The sequence below is a fragment of the Streptomyces sp. NPDC002623 genome (genome assembly GCF_053592635.1).
In genome coordinates, this window is the sequence record NZ_JBSFWB010000004.1 from 60,138 (window position 1) to 79,056 (window position 18,919).

Sequence of the window (18,919 nt, forward strand, 5' to 3'; positions counted from 1 at the left end):
ATGTGACACGCGCCACACGTGACGCGCGGTCAGACTCTAATACCAACAGGGTTGATCTCGGGGCGTTCCGCAGGAAAAGCCGTACGGCGACGGCCCGGGAGGTCGTCGCCGTGGGCTTGGGGTGGGGTGGGTCAGAGGGCGTATCTCGGCTTCAGGTGGCGCCAGAAGTCGCGGAGCATCCACTTGTCGAACTCGGTGATCTGGGTGGCGCTGCCGGCGTTCATGAGGAAGCAGCACTGGCCGGTCGGGGTCCAGTCGTAGAAGTCGTCGAGGCCGAAGGTGTGGCCGACTTCGTGCAGGTAGATGTGGATGTTCTCCTGGTTGAGGGTGGACGTGAAATACTCCTGGCCGACCCGCTGGCCCCAGTCGCCGCCGGCGCCGCCCTGGAAGCCCTTGGTGAGCCAGAGGGACTGGTCGTAGTGGCGGGCGGTGCCGCCGGGGCAGCGGGAGTAGTTGCCGTCCTGATGGAAGAAGCGGCCGCAGTCGGGGGCGCACTGCGGGGCGCCGGCGCCGTCGAGGACGTTGGTGTAGACGTCGACCGAGTTGTCGGTCCACTGGAGGGTGGCGCGGTTCTTGACCGCCCAGCCGACGATGTTGACCGGGACCGTGGTGTACGGCCAGTTGTTGTAGCCCCGGCCGTTCTCCACCTGCGCGGCCATCCACTTGGCGAACTGCTTCTTCAGAGCCGCGTGGATCTGGTCGCGCAGCGCCGTGCTGACGGGGGCGTCGGACTCCCAGCGGACGCAGTAGTTGATGCTGCCCCGGTTGGCCATGACCTGGTCCCAGCCGTAGTTCCGGAAGCCGTAGAGGTCGGGGTAGGTCGTCGAGACGTGGTTCCAGACCTGGTTCAGCGGCTGGACGAGGTTCGACGGCGGGCTCCACTCGTCGGCGGCCTCGGCGCGGGGAGCGGCGACGCCGGTCGAGTGGAAGAGGAACGCGGCGAGCGCCGCGAGGACGGTGAGCAGTCTTGCGGAGTGCCTGTGGCTATGCCTGTGCCTATGCCTATGCCTGTGCACGGTGAACTCCTCGTGTGGGGTACGGGATTCACTTGCTTTCGCGGTCGTGCTTCGTTCCCTGCTTCGTTGTTCCTTTCCGGGTTGCCGCCGGGGCCGTCCAAGTTGCCGTGTTTCGGTCCTGACATCGTCCGGGTGGTTCCGTGGCGAGTCCGGGGTGGGGAGGGGGGCGTGGACGTCATCATGAGCCGGTGTTTCACTCCCTTCGGGTTCCGCTGACCGCGCTGCTCGCCGCCCTCGCCCTGCTCGTCGGGCCCGCGTGCGTTCCCGTCGGGCACGGGGTCGGTGCGCCGCCCGGGGCGTTCGGGGCGTACGTCGGGTACGACGACGCCGCCGTGCGGCGGATCGCGGGGCTCGACGCGTGGCTGGGCGCGGCCACCCCTCGCGTCGGGCACGCGTATCTCCCGGGGGACCGGTGGAGCAACATCGAGGGCGCGCCCGGGTATCTGGAGTACTGGGCGCAGTGGCGCAAGGCCCGCGCCGACCGGATGTTCGTCCTCAACGTGCCGATGCTGGAGGGCACCGAGGAGCACCTGCCGGACGCCGTCGTGCGGGAGGAACTGCGCAGAGGCGCTCGCGGCGACTACGACGAGCACTTCCGGACGCTGGCCCGGCGGCTCGTCGGACTCGGGGTGCCCGATGCCGTGCTGGTGCTGGGGTGGGAGATGAACGGGATCACCTACACCCATCGGTGCGGGCCCGATCCACAGGCCTGGAAGCGGTACTGGGTGCGGATCGTCCAGGCCATGCGGTCGGTGAACGGCGGCGGGCGCGGCGGGCAGGGGTTCCGGTTCGAGTTCACGCCCAGTCGGGGGCTGGACGCCGTCCCGTGGACCGCGTGCTATCCCGGCGACCGGTATGTGGACGTCGTCGGCATGGACGCCTACGACCAGCCGCACGGCATGTCCTTCGAGAGGCAGGTCGCCGAGCCGTACGGGCTCGCCGCGCAGGTGCGGTTCGCGCGGGCGCACGGCAAGCCGGTCTCGTATCCGGAGTGGGGGCTGTACCGCAACGGCGACAACCCGGAGTACGTGCGGGGCATGCTCACCTGGTTCGCCGAGCACCGTCCGCTCTACCAGACCGTCAGCGACTACTGCCCGCACGGCGTGTGGCGGTGCCCCGACAATCCCCGGTCCTCGGCGGTCTACCGCGCGCTGGTCGCAGGGCCGTTCGGCTGAACCTGGCCGACCCGCCCGGCCCCTTCCCTCCCCGGCCGCGCCACCGGTCCGATGATCCCAAGATGGGACGAGAACACCATGCGCACCTCCGCGCCGCACCCGGGGTCCGGGCCGCCCTCCTCGCCCTCCTCGCCCTGCTCCTGCTCGCGCTCGCCGCCGTGCCGGCCGCAGCCGGAAGCGACGGGCACACCGGGTCCACCGGTCACACCGGTCACACCGGGTACGACGGGAACAACAGAGGCGGCGATACCGCCCGCCGCGCCGTCCGCGCGCACGAGGCGGCCCGCGAGCGGGTCGAACGGCTCCGGGAGGCCGACGCCCGGGACTCGACGATCAAGGACGCCGAACGCCGACGTCGGACCGTCCGCAACGAACTGTGGGACCGGCTGCGGGCCGCGGCCCGGGGCTCCGGCGATCCGGTCGCCGTCGACCCGTCCGGGCGGGGCGGCCGCTGCCGCTTCGGTCAACGCAGCCGCCCACCCCAGCCCAAGCCGGAGTCGGAGTCCGAGCCCAAGCCCGAGTCCGCCTCCGAGTCCGCGTCCGAGTCGCGCGCTGACCTCTGGACCGCTCCGACGCGGCGCTACTGGCTCTCCGCCGGCTACGCCGCCAAGGGCTCCCGCTGGGCCCGCCGCCACACCGGCCAGGACTTCGCCGTGGACTCCGGGACGCCCGTGTACGCCGTCGGCGCCGGTACCGTCCGCGCCACGACCTGCGGCGACGGCTTCGGCAACCAGGTCCTGATCCGGCACGGTGACGGCTACTTCACGCAGTACGCCCACCTGTCCCGCATCGACGTGCGCAAGGACCAGCGCGTGACGGCCGGCCAGCGCATCGGCCTCTCCGGCGCATCCGGCAACGTGACCGGCCCGCACCTGCACTTCGAGGTACGGATCACCCCGTATCACGGCTCCGAGGTGGCCCCGCTGCCCTGGCTGCGCCGGAAGGCGGTACCGGTGTCGAGGACGCCGGCGGTGCCCTGAACATCGGGGCTGCCCCACCGACCAGGGGCAGCCCCGAGCGCCGCCGGGGGGAGGCTCGGTGCCGGACGCCTTGCCATGACGGCCGTAGGGGTCCAGCCAGTCGACTCCCGGCAGGTCCGTCCCCCGGGCGGCGACTCCAGGCTGCCGTGCCCGGGGCGGCGACGCACGCCGGTACCCGGAAGATCCGTACACGTAGCCGGGACGGGCGTCCCTCCCCCGCGCTACCTAGGTACTCGCGGGGATCTCCGTACGTGAGGCGATCCCCAGCTTGGCGAGGATGTGCTCGACGTGGGCGTCGACCGTCCGCTTGGAGATGACGAGCCGTTCGGCGATCTCCCGGTTGGACAGCCCCTGCGCGACGAGCGCGGCGACCTCCCGCTCCCGCCGGGTGAGGGCGTCCGCGGAGCGCGGCGGCTCGGGGGACGTCCTGGGCGCGGGGGGACGCACAGCGGCACCGGCACCGGCACCTGTGCCGGCCGCCACCGGCACGTCCGCGTCCGCCCGGACCGCCGCCAGCACCTCCCGTCCCGACAGCCGCGCCCCCGTCTCCCGCCACCGCTCGAACCCCTCCGGACCCAGCGCCGCCCGCACCGCCTGCTGCGCCGCCTCCTGCTCCTCGACGAGTCGCGGTAACAGCGCCACCGGATCGCCGCTCAGCCGGCGCGCGTTCTCCGCGTACCCGAGCAGCCAGCAAGCCCGTACGTACCGCTCCTGCCGGACCGCGTGCCAGGCCAGCCCCAGACAGGCCAGCGCCGCGACCAGCACCTCGCCGATCTCGCTGGTGGCCTCCAGGCCCCGGCGCAGGCACTCCTCGCCCTGCGCGTCCTGGCCGGTGAGCATGAGGATGACACCCCGGGTGGCCATCGTGGACGCGTACAGCTGGCGCTCGCCGCGGCCCTCCAGATACGCCAGGCCCGTCGCGCACAGCTCCAGCGCGCCGTCGGTGTCCCCGAACACGGCCCGCAGCAGCGCGGCCTCGTAGTGGACGACGCCGATGCCGAGGCCGTCGCCCGACGCGACGATGCGCAGCCGGGCCGACTCCACCTGCGCCAGCCCCTCCTCCACCGCGCCGCCGAACGCCGTCAGCGCGCCCAGATAGGCCTCCGCGGACAGCTCGACCCGCGTCTCACCGCACCGCCGGGCCACCGCGTACGCCTGCGGGAACCGTTCCGACGCCGTGTCCATGTCGGCCGTCCAGACGGCGAAGATGCCGGTCATCAGGAGTCCCCAGGCGCGCTCGGGACCGTCCTGCGGCACCAGCTCCAGCCCCTTGTCGATCCAGTGCCGGCCCTCCGACAGCGTGCCCGCGGCCCGCCAGTACGGGCCGAGCCGGGTGGCCAGCCACAGCGCGTCCACCGCCCGCCCCTCGGCCGCGCACCCGTACTCCAGGGCCGCCCGCACATCGGCGGTCTCCTCCCGCACGGCCCGGTGCAGCACGGCCTGCGCCGGGCTGAGGAACTCGTCCCAGAACCGGCCGACCAGCCGCTCGTAGTAGGCGAAATGCCGCTCGCGGACGGCGTTGCGCTCACGGACGGCGTCGTCCGCGCCGCCCTCCGCGGCCGGGCGTCCGGCCCCGTACTCGCGGATGGTGTCCAGCAGGCGGTAGCGGGAGCCGTCCTCGCCGATCCGCTGCACGACGGACTTGTCCACCAGCCCGATCAGCGCCGCCACCACCTCGCTCGCGGGTAATTCGCCGCCCCCGCAGACCAGTTCGGCCGCAGTCAGCTCGAAGGAGCCTGCGAAGACGGACAGTCGGGCCCACAGCAGCCGTTCCTGCGGGGTGCACAGGTCGTACGACCAGTCGATGGCCGTGCGCAGGGTCTGATGCCGGGTCAGGGCGGTGCGGCGGCCCCCGGTGAGGACCTCGAAGCGCTGGTCGAGCCGGGCGGCCAGCTCGGCCAGCGGCACCGCGCGCAGCCGTACGGCGGCGAGTTCGAGCGCGAGGGGCATGCCGTCGAGCCGGTCGACGAGCGCCAGCGTCCGCTCCCGGTCGCCCTCCCCGACGGCGTTCCCGCCGGTGACGGCCGCGGCCCGCTGCAGAAAGAGGCTGACGGCGTCGCCCCTGGTCAGCGGGGCGATCGGGACGCAGTGCTCGCCGGGGACGTCCAGCGGCTGCCGGCTGGTGGCGAGCACGCTCAGCCCGGCGGCCTCGCGCAGCAGGATGTCGCAGAGCATCGCGCACGCGTCGACCAGGTGCTCGCAGGTGTCCAGCACCAGCAGCATGCGCCGCTCCCGCAGATGCTCGACGACCGCGTCCAGCGGAGTCATCCCCGGCTGCTCCGGAAGCTCCAGGACCCCCGCGAGGGTCGCCGGCACCAACTCCGGGTCGTGCAGCGCCGAAAGCTCCACCAGCTGCACGCCGTCCGCGAACCGGGCCGCCGCCGCGCCCGCCGCCCGCAACGCCGTGCGGCTCTTGCCGACGCCGCCCGGTCCGACCAGCGTGACCAGCCGGAACCGGCCCAAGACCCCTTTGATCAGATCGAGTTCCTCGATCCGCCCCACGAAACTGGTCATCTCCACAGGGAGTTGTCCGCCCCGCCGCTGACCGAAGCCGAATCCCATGCCACCCCCGCGCGCGCCCTTCACCGATCGACCACCACCATCACACCGTAAGCACACGACTGCCGAGCGTGAACGGCGCGAGGTGATCCTGATGGGCGTAGGTATCACCCGGGACGGGGACGGAATTCGCGCGCCCGCGCGAAGGATGACGGCGTCCCGACCTCACCCGGACGAGTGAGTCCGCTGGGACTGGTGTGTTCCGTGGGACGAGTGGGGCCGGTAGACGGAGAGCGCCCAGATCACGAAGACGTCGATGGAGATCTGGATGACCGCCCAGAACGGCGCGTACGGCAGGAACAGGAACTGCAGGATCAGACTCAGCGAGGCCAGCGTGATGCCGCTGACCCGCGCCCACTCGGCCTTCTCGATCCCGCCGAGCAGCGCCCAGCCGGTCAGTGTCGCGACCACGCCGACGGCGAGCAGCAGCCAGCCCCACCCGGTGAGGTTCATCTCGTAGGCGTAGGAGCCGACCCGGGCGTACACGTCGTCCTCGGCGATCGCCGCGATGCCCTGGAACACGGCGAGGACCCCGCTCACGAACATGAGCACGCCCCCGAAGACCACCCCGCCGGCGGCCAGCCCACCGCCCGTGGACGGAGCCGATGTCGAGCCGGGCGTGCCGGTGCCCTGGTGGGACGGGTCCCAGACAGGGGACTCCTTGCGCCTCGACGGCGGGGGCTGGGAGTGCGGCTGATCGCTCATGTTCCGACCATCCGTCCGGGGGAGGGCCGCCACCACGGGGGGTGCGCCGTATGGGTGAGCCGGCATGCGGGCGGGCCGGTCGGCCCCTTCACTGGAGTCTCCGGAGGATTGATCTTGGAGGCGAGATGGCACGGACGAGCCCGAAGAAGGGCGTGAAGAAGGTCGTACTGCTGGCGGCGACGGCGCTCTGTTGCACCACGTTGCTGACCGGCTGCTCCGACGACGACACGCCCTCCTCGGTGTCCAGCGCGGCCAGCAAGGCGGCCTCCGCCGCCGAGTCGGCCGCCAGGTCGGTGGCCGGCGAGGCGACGGCGGCCGCGTCCTCGCTCGCATCCTCGGTCGCGTCGTCGGCCTCGGACGCGTACGCGTCGGCGACGGCGGAGGTGGGCCGCGAGCTGGACGAGATCAAGGGCGGCACGGACGTCAAGGACGATGTGAAGCTCGGCACGCCCGCGGCCGACGGCGACCGCAGCACGGTCGAGGTGACGGTCACCAACAGCGCCGACTCGACGAAGTCCTTCGCCGTGCAGGTGGACTTCGAGGACGCGAGCGGCAACCGGCTGGACGCGGTCCTGGTCACCGTCTCCGACGTGGCGGCGGGCAAGACCGGCACGGCCACGGCCCGCAGCAACCGCGCACTCTCCGGCGAGGTGAAGACGGAGGTGGCGAAGGCGGTGCGCTACTAGGGCATACGGGTGACTGCCAGGGCGGCCTAGGCCATCCAGAAGAAGACGGCCGTCATGCGCTTCTCCTCCAGCGTGGTGCCGGAGTAACCGGTCGCGGTGTGCACGAGGTTGGCGTGGTAGAGCAGCAGCCGGTTGTACTTGTGAGGCACCCGGACGTCCTCCTCGAAGGCGTCCGGCGCGACGAACCGGGTGCCGAGGGCCTCGACGAGGCTGTTGTGCGGGGCCTGGACGACGTTCCCGCCGAGCCGGCCGCCGGGCAGGGACTGCCGGTAGAAGCTGGTCCCGCAGTCCTTGGGGACGGACGGGTTGAGGTACAGCACGGCCGCGTACCGGCACAGCGACCGCGAGTCGGAGTGCGGCCGGGGCGTGCTCTCGCCCTCGCCGACGACCTGGATGCAGTTGTGGTTGAGGGTGCCGCCGCCGGGAGCCTGCTGCACCCACAGCTTCTGCGCGCCGGTCGCCTTCCTCACCAGCCGCTCCACGCGCCCGAGTTCGGCGGGCTCCAGCCCCGGCATGGTGCGCAGTCCGGGCCAGCTCTCCGCCGTGTACGGATACCCCTCGACCCAGTCGTCCTTGGCGAGACAGCGCGCGCGGATGGCGGCGATGTCGGCGTCAGGGAAGACGTCGTCGAGGACCCAGTAGTCCCGGCCCTTGGTGGGCTTGCGGTAGGGCAGGACGGGAAGCGGTGCGGCCTGCGGGGCCCGCCGTGGCATGGACATGCAGCGAATCTAGGTCGAGGCCTCACCAGGACTCGCCCGCGTTCCGGTCGGGATTCACCCGCGAAGTGGTCAACGTTCCGTCAACGCGGACAGCGGCATATAGGACCGTTTCTGTCCTCCAGAGGTGTCAGAGTGCCTTCACGGACGCAGGACGTGTCACGAATCCGGCCATGAATCCCGCCACGATCGGAGCACCCGATGAGCCGCCACATCCAGGTCACCTTCGACGCCCACGACCCGCAGGCGCTGTCGGCCTTCTGGCGCGACGCACTGGGCTACGTCCATCCCGGCCCGCCCGGGGTCGATCTGCCCGAGGGGGCCGACCCGCTGGCCGCGTGGGACGAGTTCCTCGCGCGGGTCGGCGTCCCGGAGGAGGAACGCAACACGATGTCGGCCATCGAGGACCCGGACGGGCGCGGACCGCGGGTGTTCTTCCAGCAGGTGCCGGAGGACAAGGTCGCCAAGAACCGCGTCCACCTCGACGTCCGTGCGGCTCCCGGGCTGGAGGGGGAGGAGCGGATGGCGGCACTGGAGGCCGAGTGCGACCGGCTCGTCGCACTGGGAGCGACGCGCGTACGCCGCCACGAGCCGGCTCCCCCGATGAGCATGGGCTGGATCGTGCTGACCGACCCCGAGGGCAACGAGTTCTGCCTGGACTGACGTGCGGGAACCCCGTCCGCACCGGACGGGGTTCCCTCGCCTCGCCCTAACCCCGGTAGAAGAAGACCGAACGCAGTTGGAGCCGGTCCGAGGCGGGACGGCCGTGCGGGCGCAGGGTCCAGGTGTCGCCGGAGCAGTCGGGCCCGGTGAAGACGATCGCGAACTCGTCGGTGTCGTTGTGCGGGGCGAAGGCGGGCGAGGAGGCGTCCGGATCCGCGACTTCGGGAAGCGTGATGCACTCGCCGCTTGCCGGGTCGGAGAGGCTGACCGACAGCGGCTGCCCGTCGAGACCGATGACCTGGTACCCGAAGGTGCCGGTCGCGGCCTGGGCAGGGGTGGCCAGAACGGCCGTGAGGGCGAGGGCCCCGCAGGCGGCGGCGAGGGGGTGCAGAAGACGCACGAGGTTTCTCGTTTCGTGAGGAGAGCCAGGTTCGCCTGCACCTTTGCCGCCGACTGCGTCCCCTACGCAGCGATCAACAGCGGGAAGGTTTCTCTGTCATCCGTTCGGACCAGCGAACAGATCATCGGCGACGGTGGCATGGACAGCCCGCTCGGACCAGACGGTGAGCTGATCGAGGTCGGCGCAGGCTTCGACGCGCTCGCGAACGCGGTCAGGGACGTCGATGCCGCGCCAGCGCAGGATGTTGAGGATCATCTCGACGCTATTCGAGATCTTTCCCTGCTCGATTCCCTGCTCGACGCCCTGCCCCCGCACCTCTTCGGCGAGCGGGTGCCGCCAGAAGTACTGCATCGTCGTCATCAGGTCCCTCCACATCTGCTTGGCCTGGGGGTCCGCCAGGCACGAGTCGACGAACTGCACAAGCACCGCGGCGCTGTCCTCGTCGATGGTCCGTAGGGCGGCTGCCAGCGATTCCAGTATGCCCGCGGCTTTCGGACCGCGACCGTGTGTCATCGCGGAAAACACCGCAAGGGTGACGTTCCGCGCGGCCTCCCGCTCGTCCGCGATCACCGGAACGTTGTCCGGCCCGAGGACGAACGGCTGAACCGTCATCGACGGCATCCCCCGCACGCCGACCCGGATCGGCTCCGCCGCCCAGCGAGCCGTGGCGCTGTTCTGCGTGACGACGATGAGGACCGGATCGCAGCGGTACTTCTCCAGCAGATACGCCAGGTAGTACGGCCAGCTGCGGCGCTTGCGCGCGTCCGGCTGGCTCTGCGACTCCACGACCAGCAGGTACGTGCCCTCGTCGGTCTCGGCCCGCAGCAGTGTGTCCACGCGCCGCTCGATGGGCTCGATCTCGGTGAGGTCGACGTTCAGGGCGGCGAAGTCGTGTGGCTCGGGGAACGGAACGTGGAGCACTTGTTGCAGGGCACGGGTCAGCAGCGCGGGATCCTTCTGGAAGATCCGGTGCAGGGCTTCGTGCGAGGAGCCGACCATCGGCTCTCCTTTCTGTACGACGTGATCAACGAACTACGCCGCATTCAGTTCGCACCACACCAGCTTGCCCCGGTGGCCCAGCCGGGACAGTGGCTGCCAATGCCACAGGTCCGAGCAGGCCCGCACCAGCGCCATGCCCCGCCCCCCTCGCGCACCTCCTTCACTCCATACGCACAGAAGCTCCCGGAATTGTGGCCTCCACCACAGCGCGCCCGGGGCGCTGCTGCTGAAGTGACCGGATGATCGGTCTTCTGCTTCGCGTGCTCCCGTTCTGGGTGCGCGAGCCTCTGCTTGTCGTCTTCGGCGTCGTCTTCAGCGGCTTCCTCTTCTACGCGGCCGTTCGCGACGACGAGTGGAAGATGGCCGCCCTCGGGGCCGCCGTGGTCGTGTTCACCGCCATCCGCGTGTACACCATGAACCGCGAGCTGAAAGCCCGTCGGCTGCTCAAGGACGCCGAGGGCGCGCCGTCCGCGTGACCTCGTCCCCCACCGACACCTTTCCCGCCCGGCGTACGGCGAAGTACGCGCCGAACGCGATGCCCGCGTCGGAGCCGGGTGTGCGGCGGTAGGTCGCCAGGGTGCGCAGGGGTTCCGGGCCGTCGCGGCGGCCGGTTTCCTGGTCGACCATCGTGATCGCGCAGCGGATCGTCCGTTCCGTGAAGGTGAGTTCGGTACCGGCTATGGCCAGGTGGGTCGCCTCGTCCTCGGTGTGCGGGGCGGGCCAGCCGTCGATGACCAGGTTGGGGCGGAAGCGGTTCATGGGGAGAGGGCTCGAACCTCGGGCCGCCAGGCGGTCGTTCAGGGCTGACAGGGTGGCGCGGGAGACGACGTGCAGACGGTTGCTGTTGCCTGCCGGGGGATCGACCCGGACCAGCGTGCTGGGGACGCCCAGCAGGTCGGTGAGCCAGGCGTTGGCCGCCGCGCCCTCGCCCTTGACCGGGTCCCGGCCCGGCGCGCTCAACGTCAGTTCCCCGTCGACGAGTTGCGGGGTGATCAGCGCCAGGCCCGGGTCGCCCCACTGCCAGCGGGCGTCGCCCTTGTCGTCGAGGATCGCGTAGCCGCGGTCGTTCAGGAGACCGCTCGGGGTCACCGTCGCCTCCGTCAGTGCGATGCCCGCACAGCCCTTCACCGGGTAATACGTGATGCCTGTCAGCCTCGCCGCCGTCATCCCCGACTCCCCCCGTCGCTCCCCGGACCTTCCCCGTCCAAGAACTTTTTGCCGAACCCTGTGAGTCCGAACCGCTTCCCGCCCGTATTCCTGTGTGTCGGAGCCCACCGGGCGGCGACATAGCGGCGGATTCCCCGACCGGGCAGGAGGAACGGTGCAACTTTCGCGGAACGCGATGGGAACTCTCTTCGTGGGCGGCGCGATGACCCTCACGCTCGGAGCGCTCGCCTACCCATCGATGCTCGGGCTGGACACGGTGTCGACGTCCACCGACCGGATCATCGCCAACACCCAGTGGGGGCCGCTGACAGAGGGCGACCGCAACTTCGTCGTGGCGGTGCGCGCGGCCGGCCTGTGGGAGTACCCGGTCGGGCAGATCGGGCTCCAGAAGGGCCAGAGCAAGGCTGTTCTCATCGCGAGCCAGCACCTGATCGACGGACACGCCGCGCTGGACGAGACCGTTCGCAAGATCGCGCCGATGCTGAACGTCACGATCCCCAACGTGGCGAGTCCGCAGCAGGAAGGGTTCGTCACCACCCTGAAGGCGGACCAGGGCAAGCAGTTCGACGTCGACTTCGCCAACATCCTGCGCCAGACGCACGGCTCGATCTTCAACACCGTGGCGAAGATCCGCTCGACGACGAAGAACACGCTGGTGCGCGCCCTGGCCGACCAGGCCAACGACACGGTGCTGGACCACATCACGGTGATGGAGAACACCGGTCTGGTCGACTTCGACACGACGCTGTTCAACCAGACCACCCCGCCGAAGCTGCCCAAGTCGGACATGACCCCGCCGGTCCCGCCCGCCGGTCAGCCGCTGGTCGTCCTGACCCCGCCGCCGAACGCCACGTCCACCCCGGTGGACCTCAGCGCGGCCGTGGGCGGTCAGCAGCAGCAGTCGCAGTAGGCGCTCTCAGCACCACCGCTCCTGACTCAGGCCAGCCAGACCGTCGTGTCCGGGGGGAGGGTTCCTCCTCCCGGTCCGTGGTCGTCCAAAGGCATGCTGGTCAGGAGCACTTCCCCCGGTGGGAGCGGTACCGGTGCGTCCGACAGGTTCGTCATGCAGCGCCAGGCGTCCGAGCGGGCGAAGAACAGGACGCCCGGGGTGTTCGGCGTCCCGCGCCAGGTGAGCTCCTCGCCCGACAGCAGCTTGCGGCGCAGCCGCAGGGCCGTTCGGTAGAGCTCCAGGGTGGAGCCTTCCACGCCGGTCTGCGCCTCGGCCGCGTAGCGTGCGAAGTACGGCGGCTGCGGCAGCCACGCGCCGCCCGCGCCGAAGCCGTACGACGGTCCTGTCGTCGTCCAGGGCAGTGGCACCCGGCAGCCGTCCCGGCCCTTTTCTGCGTGACCCGTCTGCTCCCAGAGGGGGTCCCGGAGGGCGTCCACGGGCAGCTCGGCCACCTCGGGCAGACCCAGTTCCTCGCCCTGGTAGACGTACGACGATCCCGGCAGCGCCAGCATCAGCAGCGTCGCCGCCCGGGCCCGGCGCAGGCCGGCCTGCTCGTCCACGCGCGGGGCGGTGCCGTCGGAGAGCAGCCACGCGTTGCCGTCCGTGCCCGGCGGGAGCATCAGCCGTGAGGTGTGGCGGACGACGTCGTGGTTGGAGAGCACCCAGGTGGCGGAGGCTCCGACCGCTCGGGCCGTGGCCAGGGAGTCGGTGATGACCTCACGGAGCTGCTCCGCGTCCCATCCCGCCTGCAGATACTCGAAGTTGAAGGCCTGGTCGAGTTCGTCCGGGCGGGCGTAGAGCGCTCGACGGGCTCCCGGGACCCAGGCCTCGGCGACAGCCGTGCGGGGCGGGGTGTAGGAGTCGAGGATCGTGCGCCAGTCGCGGTAGATCTCGTGGACCTCGTCGCGGTCGTAGAAGGGGTGCGTGCCGGGCGGCAGGCGGGACAGGGCGTCCTCGCCGCTCAACTCCGGGCTGCCCAGGTCGCGCAGGGGCTCGGCGAGGTCCTTGGCCAGGGCGTGGGCGACGTCGATGCGGAAGCCGTCGACGCCCCGGTCGGACCAGAAGCGGAGCGTGGTGCGGAAGTCCTCGCGGACCTCCTCGTGGGACCAGTCGAGGTCCGGTTGCTCCCGGGTGAAGAGGTGGAGGTACCACTGGCCGTCGGGGATTCGCTGCCAGGCGCTGCCGCCGAAGACGGACTGCCAGTCGGTGGGCGGGAGTTCGCCGTTCGGGCCGCGGCCTTCGCGGAAGACGTAGCGGTCACGGGCCGGGGAGCCGGGGCCGGCCGCCAGGGCCTCCTGGAACCAGGGGTGCAGGTGGGAGGTGTGGTTGGGGACCAGGTCGACGATCACCTTCAGGCCGAGGCGGTGGGCCTCGGCGGCCAGCGCGTCGAAGTCGGCCAGGGTGCCCAGGCGCGGGTCGACGTCCCGGTAGTCGGCGACGTCGTAGCCGCCGTCGGCCAGCTCGGAGGGGTAGAAGGGCGAGAGCCAGAGGGCGTCCACGCCGAGGGCGGCCAGGTGGGGCAGCCGGTCGGCAACGCCTCGCAGGTCTCCGAGGCCGTCGCCGTCCGCGTCGGCGAAACTGCGCGGATAGACCTGGTAGACGACGGCCTGTCGCCACCAGTCGGGGTGGTGGGAGGAGAAGTCGGTCACGAACGGAATTCTGTCCAACTTGCCGGGAAAGCGAACATGCGGGTCATTCGGAGTGGAACATTCCGTACCCGGTGGAAGTGCACTGAAAGTGTGACGGATTCTTGAACCCCCCGAGGTTTGACACAGGTTGACAGCGGTCTGACCTGCACACGACGATGACCTCACGCTGCGACGCCCGTTACCAGAGGGCCCAGTGTTTCTCCTGAGTTTTCCTTCTGAGCTTGCTGTCTTCTGAGTCTTCCGAGTTTTCCTCCTGATCTTTCTGATCTGACCAATCAGCCCTGGCGACCCGCCTAGTAGGGGATTCGCCAAGAATGGGATTCGCATGTCCATAGCGAGACGTGTCACCGTGCGCCGCCTGCTGGGGACGGGCGCCGCTTCGCTCACCCTGTGCGCCGCCTCCGTCGCCGCCGCGTCCGGCGCCTTCGCCGGTACCGGGACGCCCGGCGGCGACGGCTGGAAGTCCGGCGGCCAGTACCAGCCGGGGACGGGCGCGGGCACCGAGACGGGGACCGACCGCTGCCAGTTCTCGCTCGACGGCAAGAACTTCTTCGACTCCGTGCGGGTCGACGACCAGACCCTCAAGCCGAGCCAGGACGGCAAGATCCACATCACCGTCCGGGCGGCCGCGAACGCCGGCACCTGCACCGCCTCCCTCGCCTCCTACCTCGCCCACGGCGCCACCTTCGCCACCTCCGGCGAGCAGGTCTTCGTCGACTTCGACAGCGTGACGGTCAAGCCCGGCCAGACCGACACCCTCGACATCGCCGTGCCCGACGCGGGCTGCTACGCGCAGATCGACCTCTACCGGGGCGCGGTCAAGTTCGACGGCAAGCTCGACGCGAAGGACGGGTTCGTCCACGGCGAGCTGCCCAAGGGCCCGGACCGTCCGGTCATCAAGGACAAGCTGATCGCGGCCTGGAACGGCGGCACGAAGGACTGCACGGTCACCGAGGAGCCGCCGCCGGTCACCCCGCCGACCGTTCCGTCCACGCCGCAGTCGCCCACGACTCCGGCCGCGAACACGCCGTCCGGCACTCCCTCCGGCTCGCCGTCCGGCACCCCGTCGGAGCCCACGTCGGCGTCCCCGTCCCCCTCGGACTCGACGAGCCCGACCCCGTCCGCCTCCGAGTCGACGACCGCCCCGGCCCCGACGCCCAACGGCGGTGGCGGCGACCTCGCGGAGACCGGCGCCAACAGCGACACCCCGCTGATCGCGGGCGGCGCCGCGGCGCTGCTGGCGGGCGGCGCGGCCATCGTCGTCGCGACCCGACGCCGCAAGGCGGCGACCCGCGCCTGACGCCCGCTCGTGCGATCGCCCCGGCACCTTCGTGGTGCCGGGGCGATCGCACGTCGTGGCTCGAAAACCGGTGGAGCGGCGCCGCTGAGCGCCGCTACCGTGCTGCCCGACCGAGTCGTCTGGGCAAGGACGTGCCGTTGTACACCGTGTGAGACCCCCCGAGTGCTGATCTGTCGCGCGTCGCGCAAGTGCGCCGCGCTGCTTTTTGCTGCGGACTTCTCACTGAAACCGGTGTACTTCTGTGCTCGAAAACTGGGTGGTCATACCCACCTGCCTGCCGCTCGTGCTGCGCCGTTGCCATACGTGCGCGTCGGACCGCTTCCGGGCGAACGGCAAGTTTCGCGTCAACGCAAACCACAAACTCCTCGACGCCTGGCTCCTCGTGCTCTGCACCGGGTGCGGGGAAACGGCGAAGCTCACGGTCCTGGAGCGGACCCATGTCCGCTCCGTACGACCTGAGCTGCTGGACCGGCTGCATGACAACGACCCCGGTCTGGCAGCCGAGTTGCTCCAGGATCCGGTCGTACGGCGGCGCAATCGCATCGCCCTCGACTGGGACGACGCCTGGCGCCTCGACACGGGCGGATCGGATCGCCCGGACCGGGAAGTGAGCGACGTGATCGACGTGATCGACGTATCGGTCCGCTTCGCGGCACGGATCCCGGTCCGGCCGGTGCGGCTGATCGCCGAAGGCTGCGGTCTTTCGCGGGCCGAGGTCGAGCGACTGATCGAGGAGGGGAGTCTCGTCTCGGCGGTCCGGCTGAGCGGCAAGCTCTCCGACGACTTCACCTTCACGCTCAAACGCTGAGCCCTGCCGTAGGTCCCCTAGAGCCGTAAGGGTCCTAGGGGACCTACGGATCCTAGGGGGCCTACGGGTGCGCACAGCGCGTTCTTTGGAAAGTCCGCGGCAACCCACAGCCGTCCTCGCTAACTTCCGCGAGGTGTACAACCAACGGACTGTCGCCGACGGCCTGCGGCTTGCCGTGCGCGCGTCCGTGTACGCCGTGCTGGGCGGCGCCGCGCTGCTCGCCATAGCGACCGTCGTGTCCGTCCTCGGACCGCTGCTCGCGCTCGACCTCTACACCCCGCCGGTGGCCGCCTGGTGGACGGTCTTCACCGCCGTCGCCGTCCAGGGCGTGCCGTTCCTCCTCCTCGGGACGGTCGTGTCGGCGGCGATCGGCGCGTTCGTCCCGGAGCGGGTGTTCCGCCGGCTCCTGCCGCGCAACCCCGCGCTCGCCGTGCCGGTCGCGGGGGTCGCCGGGGTCGTGCTGCCCGGCTGCGAGTGCGCCTCCGTGCCGGTGGCCGGGAGCCTGATGCGGCGCGGAGTCGCCCCGGCGGCCGCCCTCGCCTTTCTGCTCTCGGCGCCCGCGATCAACCCGGTCGTGCTCGTCGCGACCTCCATCGCCTTCCCCGGCCAGCCGAAGATGGTCCTGGCCCGGCTGCTCGCCTCGCTCGGCACGGCCGTCGTGATGGGCTGGCTGTGGGCGCGGTTCGGGAAGGAGAAGTGGCTGCGGCTGCCGAAGCCCCGGACGGCCGGGCAGGAGTCCCACGCCGCCGGAGGAGCCCGCGCCTTCCTCACCGGCCTTCAGCACGACTTCCTCCACGCCGGCGGCTTCCTGGTGCTGGGCGCGGCGGCCGCGGCTACCTTCAACATCGTCGTCCCGCGCTCGGTCCTCGACGTCTTCACCGGGTCCCCGTGGCTCGCGGTGCCGCTGCTGGCCGTCCTGGCGGTCGTGCTGTGCGTGTGCAGCGAGGCCGACGCGTTCGTCGCCGCCTCCCTGAGCGCCTTCCCGCCCAGCGCGCGGCTGGCGTTCATGGTGGTGGGCCCGATGGTCGACCTGAAGCTCATCGCCCTCCAGGCGGGCACCTTCGGCCGGTCCTTCGCCGTACGGTTCGCGTCGGCGACCTGGGTGGTCGCCCTGACCGCCAGCGTCCTCGTGGGGTGGTGGCTGCTGTGAGGCGGTACGGACCGGCGGCACTGCTCCTCCTCACCGGCGGCGCGGTCCTGCGGATCACCCTCGGCAGCGAGCTGTACCTGCGGTACGTGCAGGCGGGACTGCGTCCGTACCTCGTCGTCTCCGGGGTCGCGCTGGTCCTGCTGGGCCTGGTGACGGCGGTCCTGCGCCACCGCACACCGGACGACGACCACGATGACCACGACGACCACGAGGACCACAGCGAGGAGGACGCCGGCCACGAGGGGCACTCGCACGGCCCCGCCGGCCCCCGGGTGGCCTGGCTGCTCACCCTCCCCGCCCTCGCCCTCCTCCTCTTCCCGCCGCCCGCCCTCGGCTCCTACAGCGCGGGCCGCGAGGCCGCCCAGCGGGCCGCGCAGGGCGTCGGCGCCTTCCCGGCGCTCCCGGCCGGGAACCCGCTGACGCTCACCGTCGGCGAGTTCGGCTCACGCGCGATCTACGACAGCGGACGTTCGCTGACGGGCCGTACCGTCCGCCTGACCGGCTTCGTCACCCACGGCGACGACGGCGCCTGGTACGTCACCCGTCTCACCGTCACCTGCTGCGCCGCCGACGCCACCACCGGCAAGGTCGAGATCCAGGGCGCGGACGACGACGTCCTGCCCGCCGACACCTGGGTCACCGTCACCGGCACCTGGCTGCCGAAGGGCGAGCTCGGCTCCGACGCGGCCTGGCCGCCGCTGCTGACGGCGACGAACGTCACCCGGGTGAAGCAGCCGGCGGACCCCTACGAAAAGCCGTAGCGGCTGCCGCTTCCCGGTTCACACCTGCACGCGCCCCTGCTTCCGGACGTCCGCGAGCCGCCGTACGCCGAGTTGCACGGCGGCCTGGGTCGCCGCGTTCGGGGCGTCGCTCAGGCCGCCGTTGGTGAAGGCGAAGGCGTCCTCGCCGGCCCGGACGGCGGCGACGTCCAGGGTGAGGACCGTCGGGTCGCCGCCGTTCTCCTCGGCGGTCGCCCAGACGGTCAGGCTCACCCGCAGACCCTGGCGGAGGTCGCCCACCTCCGGCAGCGCCAGGTCGGAGACCTGCACGTCCAGCACGGTGTCGCCGGTCGCCTTGGCCGTGAACCGGGCGCACTTCTGGGGCATCGTCTTCAGCCAGGCCAGCTTGCGGTCGACGTCCGCCGGGCGGTTGCCGGTGAGCTGGTAGCGGAGCTGGGCGCCGGCGTCGGGGTCGTCGAGCGCGACGACCGCGCGGGCGGGGCCGCCGAGCAGCTCGTCGGCGTAGAGGTCGTCGAGGAGCTTCTGGCAGTCGGCGGTGGGGGTGGTCGCCTTCAGCATCCCGTCCCGCCAGGTGGCGGCGCCGTGGGTGGGGGTCCAGGGCGCGCCGAGGTCGGTCTCGGTGATGAGAGCGGCGTGCGCCTGCGCCTCGGTGAGCACGGGCGCGGTGGCCGGCGCGGCCGGCTTGGCCGAGGACCGCACGACGGTCGGCGTGGCGGGCGCGGCGGTCGGGGGATGCTCCAGCCCCAGGGTGGCGCAGCCGGTGACGACGCCGAGGAGCAGTGCGGAGGAGGCCAGGAGGGTACGACGGCTCATCGGGGGATGCCTCCAGAAGTGCGCGCGGGGTCGTGCCGGGCTGCGCCGGGCTGCCTCCTCTCACGGCAACACCGGTACTACGCCCCGACCAGCGCGGCGGGCCGTACGGGTTACCTGCATTGCTGCGAGCGAGTGGGCCACCGGGCCGGGGCGGGTCTCGGGGATGCGGCAGGGGGGGTGCTCGGCGGAATGGGGAGCGAGGCGCGCGTGAGGAGCGGCCGCGGATGGGTAGCGGGGGGCGCGCGTGCGGGGCGGCCGCCGGGGCGCGGGTTCGGCTGCCGCGCCGAGGCGCTGCCAGGCTGCCGAGGTGCGTCCCCGGATCGGCGGGCGGGAGGCGCGGCGGCCGGACCGGCTGCGCCCGGTGGGGGTTGGGAAGTGGGGCTCGCGGCGAGGCGGGGGCCGTCGGGGCACGCCGTGTGGCGGGCGGCCGTCGGCTCCGTGACG

19 protein-coding genes and 1 pseudogene are annotated in these 18,919 nt (G+C 71.5%); 10 read left to right on the forward strand and 10 right to left on the reverse strand.

The window, feature by feature from the left end; translation table 11 throughout:
* Positions 1-131 precede the first annotated feature (131 nt).
* Positions 132-1,016: a hypothetical protein gene (locus ACWD4O_RS08330; protein ID WP_451278649.1), complete on the reverse strand. Its 885-nt coding sequence runs from the start codon at positions 1,014-1,016 to the stop codon at positions 132-134.
* A gap of 188 nt (positions 1,017-1,204) precedes the next feature.
* Here ACWD4O_RS08330 and ACWD4O_RS08335 point away from each other — a divergent pair, with 188 nt between their 5' ends.
* Together ACWD4O_RS08335 and ACWD4O_RS08340 are read left to right on the forward strand one after the other, a co-directional pair.
* The gene (locus ACWD4O_RS08335; protein ID WP_451278651.1) at positions 1,205-2,191 is read left to right on the forward strand and encodes a glycoside hydrolase family 26 protein; all 987 of its coding nucleotides are present in this window, start codon (positions 1,205-1,207) and stop codon (positions 2,189-2,191) included.
* A 62-nt stretch (positions 2,192-2,253) separates the two neighbouring features.
* Positions 2,254-3,171, forward strand: a complete 918-nt coding sequence (locus ACWD4O_RS08340; protein WP_451278653.1) for a M23 family metallopeptidase — start codon at positions 2,254-2,256, stop codon at positions 3,169-3,171.
* A 225-nt stretch (positions 3,172-3,396) separates the two neighbouring features.
* Here the strand turns inward: ACWD4O_RS08340 and ACWD4O_RS08345 are convergent, their stop codons facing one another.
* Together ACWD4O_RS08345 and ACWD4O_RS08350 are read right to left on the reverse strand one after the other, a co-directional pair.
* Positions 3,397-5,733: an ATP-binding protein gene (locus ACWD4O_RS08345; protein WP_451278655.1), complete on the reverse strand. Its 2,337-nt coding sequence runs from the start codon at positions 5,731-5,733 to the stop codon at positions 3,397-3,399.
* A gap of 162 nt (positions 5,734-5,895) precedes the next feature.
* Positions 5,896-6,435, reverse strand: a complete 540-nt coding sequence (locus ACWD4O_RS08350; RefSeq protein WP_451278657.1) for a DUF7144 family membrane protein — start codon at positions 6,433-6,435, stop codon at positions 5,896-5,898.
* A 125-nt stretch (positions 6,436-6,560) separates the two neighbouring features.
* On the opposite strand from ACWD4O_RS08350, the gene ACWD4O_RS08355 reads away from it, so the two are divergent.
* Complete coding sequence (locus ACWD4O_RS08355; protein WP_451278659.1) at positions 6,561-7,121, forward strand: FxLYD domain-containing protein; 561 nt, start codon at positions 6,561-6,563, stop codon at positions 7,119-7,121.
* A 26-nt stretch (positions 7,122-7,147) separates the two neighbouring features.
* On the opposite strand, the gene ACWD4O_RS08360 is transcribed toward ACWD4O_RS08355, so the two are convergent.
* Entirely contained in the window at positions 7,148-7,840 is a 693-nt protein-coding gene (locus tag ACWD4O_RS08360; protein WP_451278661.1) for a DUF6445 family protein, read from the reverse strand.
* A 198-nt stretch (positions 7,841-8,038) separates the two neighbouring features.
* Between ACWD4O_RS08360 and ACWD4O_RS08365 the strand changes: the two genes are divergently transcribed.
* Entirely contained in the window at positions 8,039-8,500 is a 462-nt protein-coding gene (locus ACWD4O_RS08365; protein ID WP_451278663.1) for a VOC family protein, read from the forward strand.
* Between the two features lie 46 nt (positions 8,501-8,546).
* On the opposite strand, the gene ACWD4O_RS08370 is transcribed toward ACWD4O_RS08365, so the two are convergent.
* From ACWD4O_RS08370 to ACWD4O_RS08380, 3 genes and pseudogenes are all read right to left on the reverse strand, one after another.
* The gene (locus ACWD4O_RS08370; protein ID WP_451278665.1) at positions 8,547-8,900 is read right to left on the reverse strand and encodes a hypothetical protein; all 354 of its coding nucleotides are present in this window, start codon (positions 8,898-8,900) and stop codon (positions 8,547-8,549) included.
* Positions 8,901-8,996: 96 nt separating this feature from the next.
* Positions 8,997-9,899 (reverse strand): hypothetical protein, encoded by a 903-nt coding sequence (locus ACWD4O_RS08375; RefSeq protein ID WP_451278667.1) that lies wholly within the window; start codon positions 9,897-9,899, stop codon positions 8,997-8,999.
* A 33-nt stretch (positions 9,900-9,932) separates the two neighbouring features.
* A pseudogene (locus tag ACWD4O_RS08380) lies at positions 9,933-10,055 on the reverse strand (ATP-binding protein); the annotation flags it as partial.
* Between the two features lie 83 nt (positions 10,056-10,138).
* Between ACWD4O_RS08380 and ACWD4O_RS08385 the strand changes: the two are divergent.
* On the forward strand, positions 10,139-10,375 hold the full coding sequence (locus ACWD4O_RS08385; protein ID WP_451278669.1) for a hypothetical protein: 237 nt from the start codon (positions 10,139-10,141) through the stop codon (positions 10,373-10,375).
* On the opposite strand, the gene ACWD4O_RS08390 is transcribed toward ACWD4O_RS08385, so the two are convergent.
* The gene (locus ACWD4O_RS08390; protein ID WP_451278671.1) at positions 10,344-11,066 is read right to left on the reverse strand and encodes an MOSC domain-containing protein; all 723 of its coding nucleotides are present in this window, start codon (positions 11,064-11,066) and stop codon (positions 10,344-10,346) included. The two genes, ACWD4O_RS08385 and ACWD4O_RS08390, sit on opposite strands and share 32 nt — an antisense overlap.
* A gap of 190 nt (positions 11,067-11,256) precedes the next feature.
* On the opposite strand from ACWD4O_RS08390, the gene ACWD4O_RS08395 reads away from it, so the two are divergent.
* Positions 11,257-11,976, forward strand: coding sequence for a DUF4142 domain-containing protein (locus tag ACWD4O_RS08395; RefSeq protein WP_451279335.1), 720 nt, complete (start codon positions 11,257-11,259; stop codon positions 11,974-11,976).
* Positions 11,977-12,002: 26 nt separating this feature from the next.
* On the opposite strand, the gene ACWD4O_RS08400 is transcribed toward ACWD4O_RS08395, so the two are convergent.
* Positions 12,003-13,664, reverse strand: a complete 1,662-nt coding sequence (locus ACWD4O_RS08400) for a glycoside hydrolase family 13 protein (protein WP_451278673.1) — start codon at positions 13,662-13,664, stop codon at positions 12,003-12,005.
* 325 nt (positions 13,665-13,989) lie between these two features.
* Between ACWD4O_RS08400 and ACWD4O_RS08405 the strand changes: the two genes are divergently transcribed.
* The 4 genes from ACWD4O_RS08405 to ACWD4O_RS08420 all read left to right on the forward strand — a co-directional run bounded on the left by ACWD4O_RS08405 (position 13,990) and on the right by ACWD4O_RS08420 (position 17,683).
* Positions 13,990-14,964 (forward strand): LAETG motif-containing sortase-dependent surface protein, encoded by a 975-nt coding sequence (locus tag ACWD4O_RS08405; RefSeq protein WP_451278675.1) that lies wholly within the window; start codon positions 13,990-13,992, stop codon positions 14,962-14,964.
* Between the two features lie 241 nt (positions 14,965-15,205).
* A complete protein-coding gene (locus ACWD4O_RS08410; protein WP_451278677.1) occupies positions 15,206-15,772 on the forward strand; it encodes a DUF1062 domain-containing protein in 567 nt (188 codons plus the stop codon).
* Between the two features lie 133 nt (positions 15,773-15,905).
* Positions 15,906-16,922, forward strand: coding sequence for a permease (locus tag ACWD4O_RS08415; RefSeq protein WP_451278679.1), 1,017 nt, complete (start codon positions 15,906-15,908; stop codon positions 16,920-16,922).
* Positions 16,919-17,683, forward strand: coding sequence for a TIGR03943 family putative permease subunit (locus ACWD4O_RS08420; protein WP_451278681.1), 765 nt, complete (start codon positions 16,919-16,921; stop codon positions 17,681-17,683). The genes ACWD4O_RS08415 and ACWD4O_RS08420 overlap by 4 nt, the downstream gene beginning before the upstream one ends.
* An 18-nt stretch (positions 17,684-17,701) precedes the next feature.
* On the opposite strand, the gene ACWD4O_RS08425 is transcribed toward ACWD4O_RS08420, so the two are convergent.
* The gene (locus ACWD4O_RS08425; RefSeq protein WP_451278683.1) at positions 17,702-18,475 is read right to left on the reverse strand and encodes a hypothetical protein; all 774 of its coding nucleotides are present in this window, start codon (positions 18,473-18,475) and stop codon (positions 17,702-17,704) included.
* Positions 18,476-18,919: the final 444 nt, after the last annotated feature.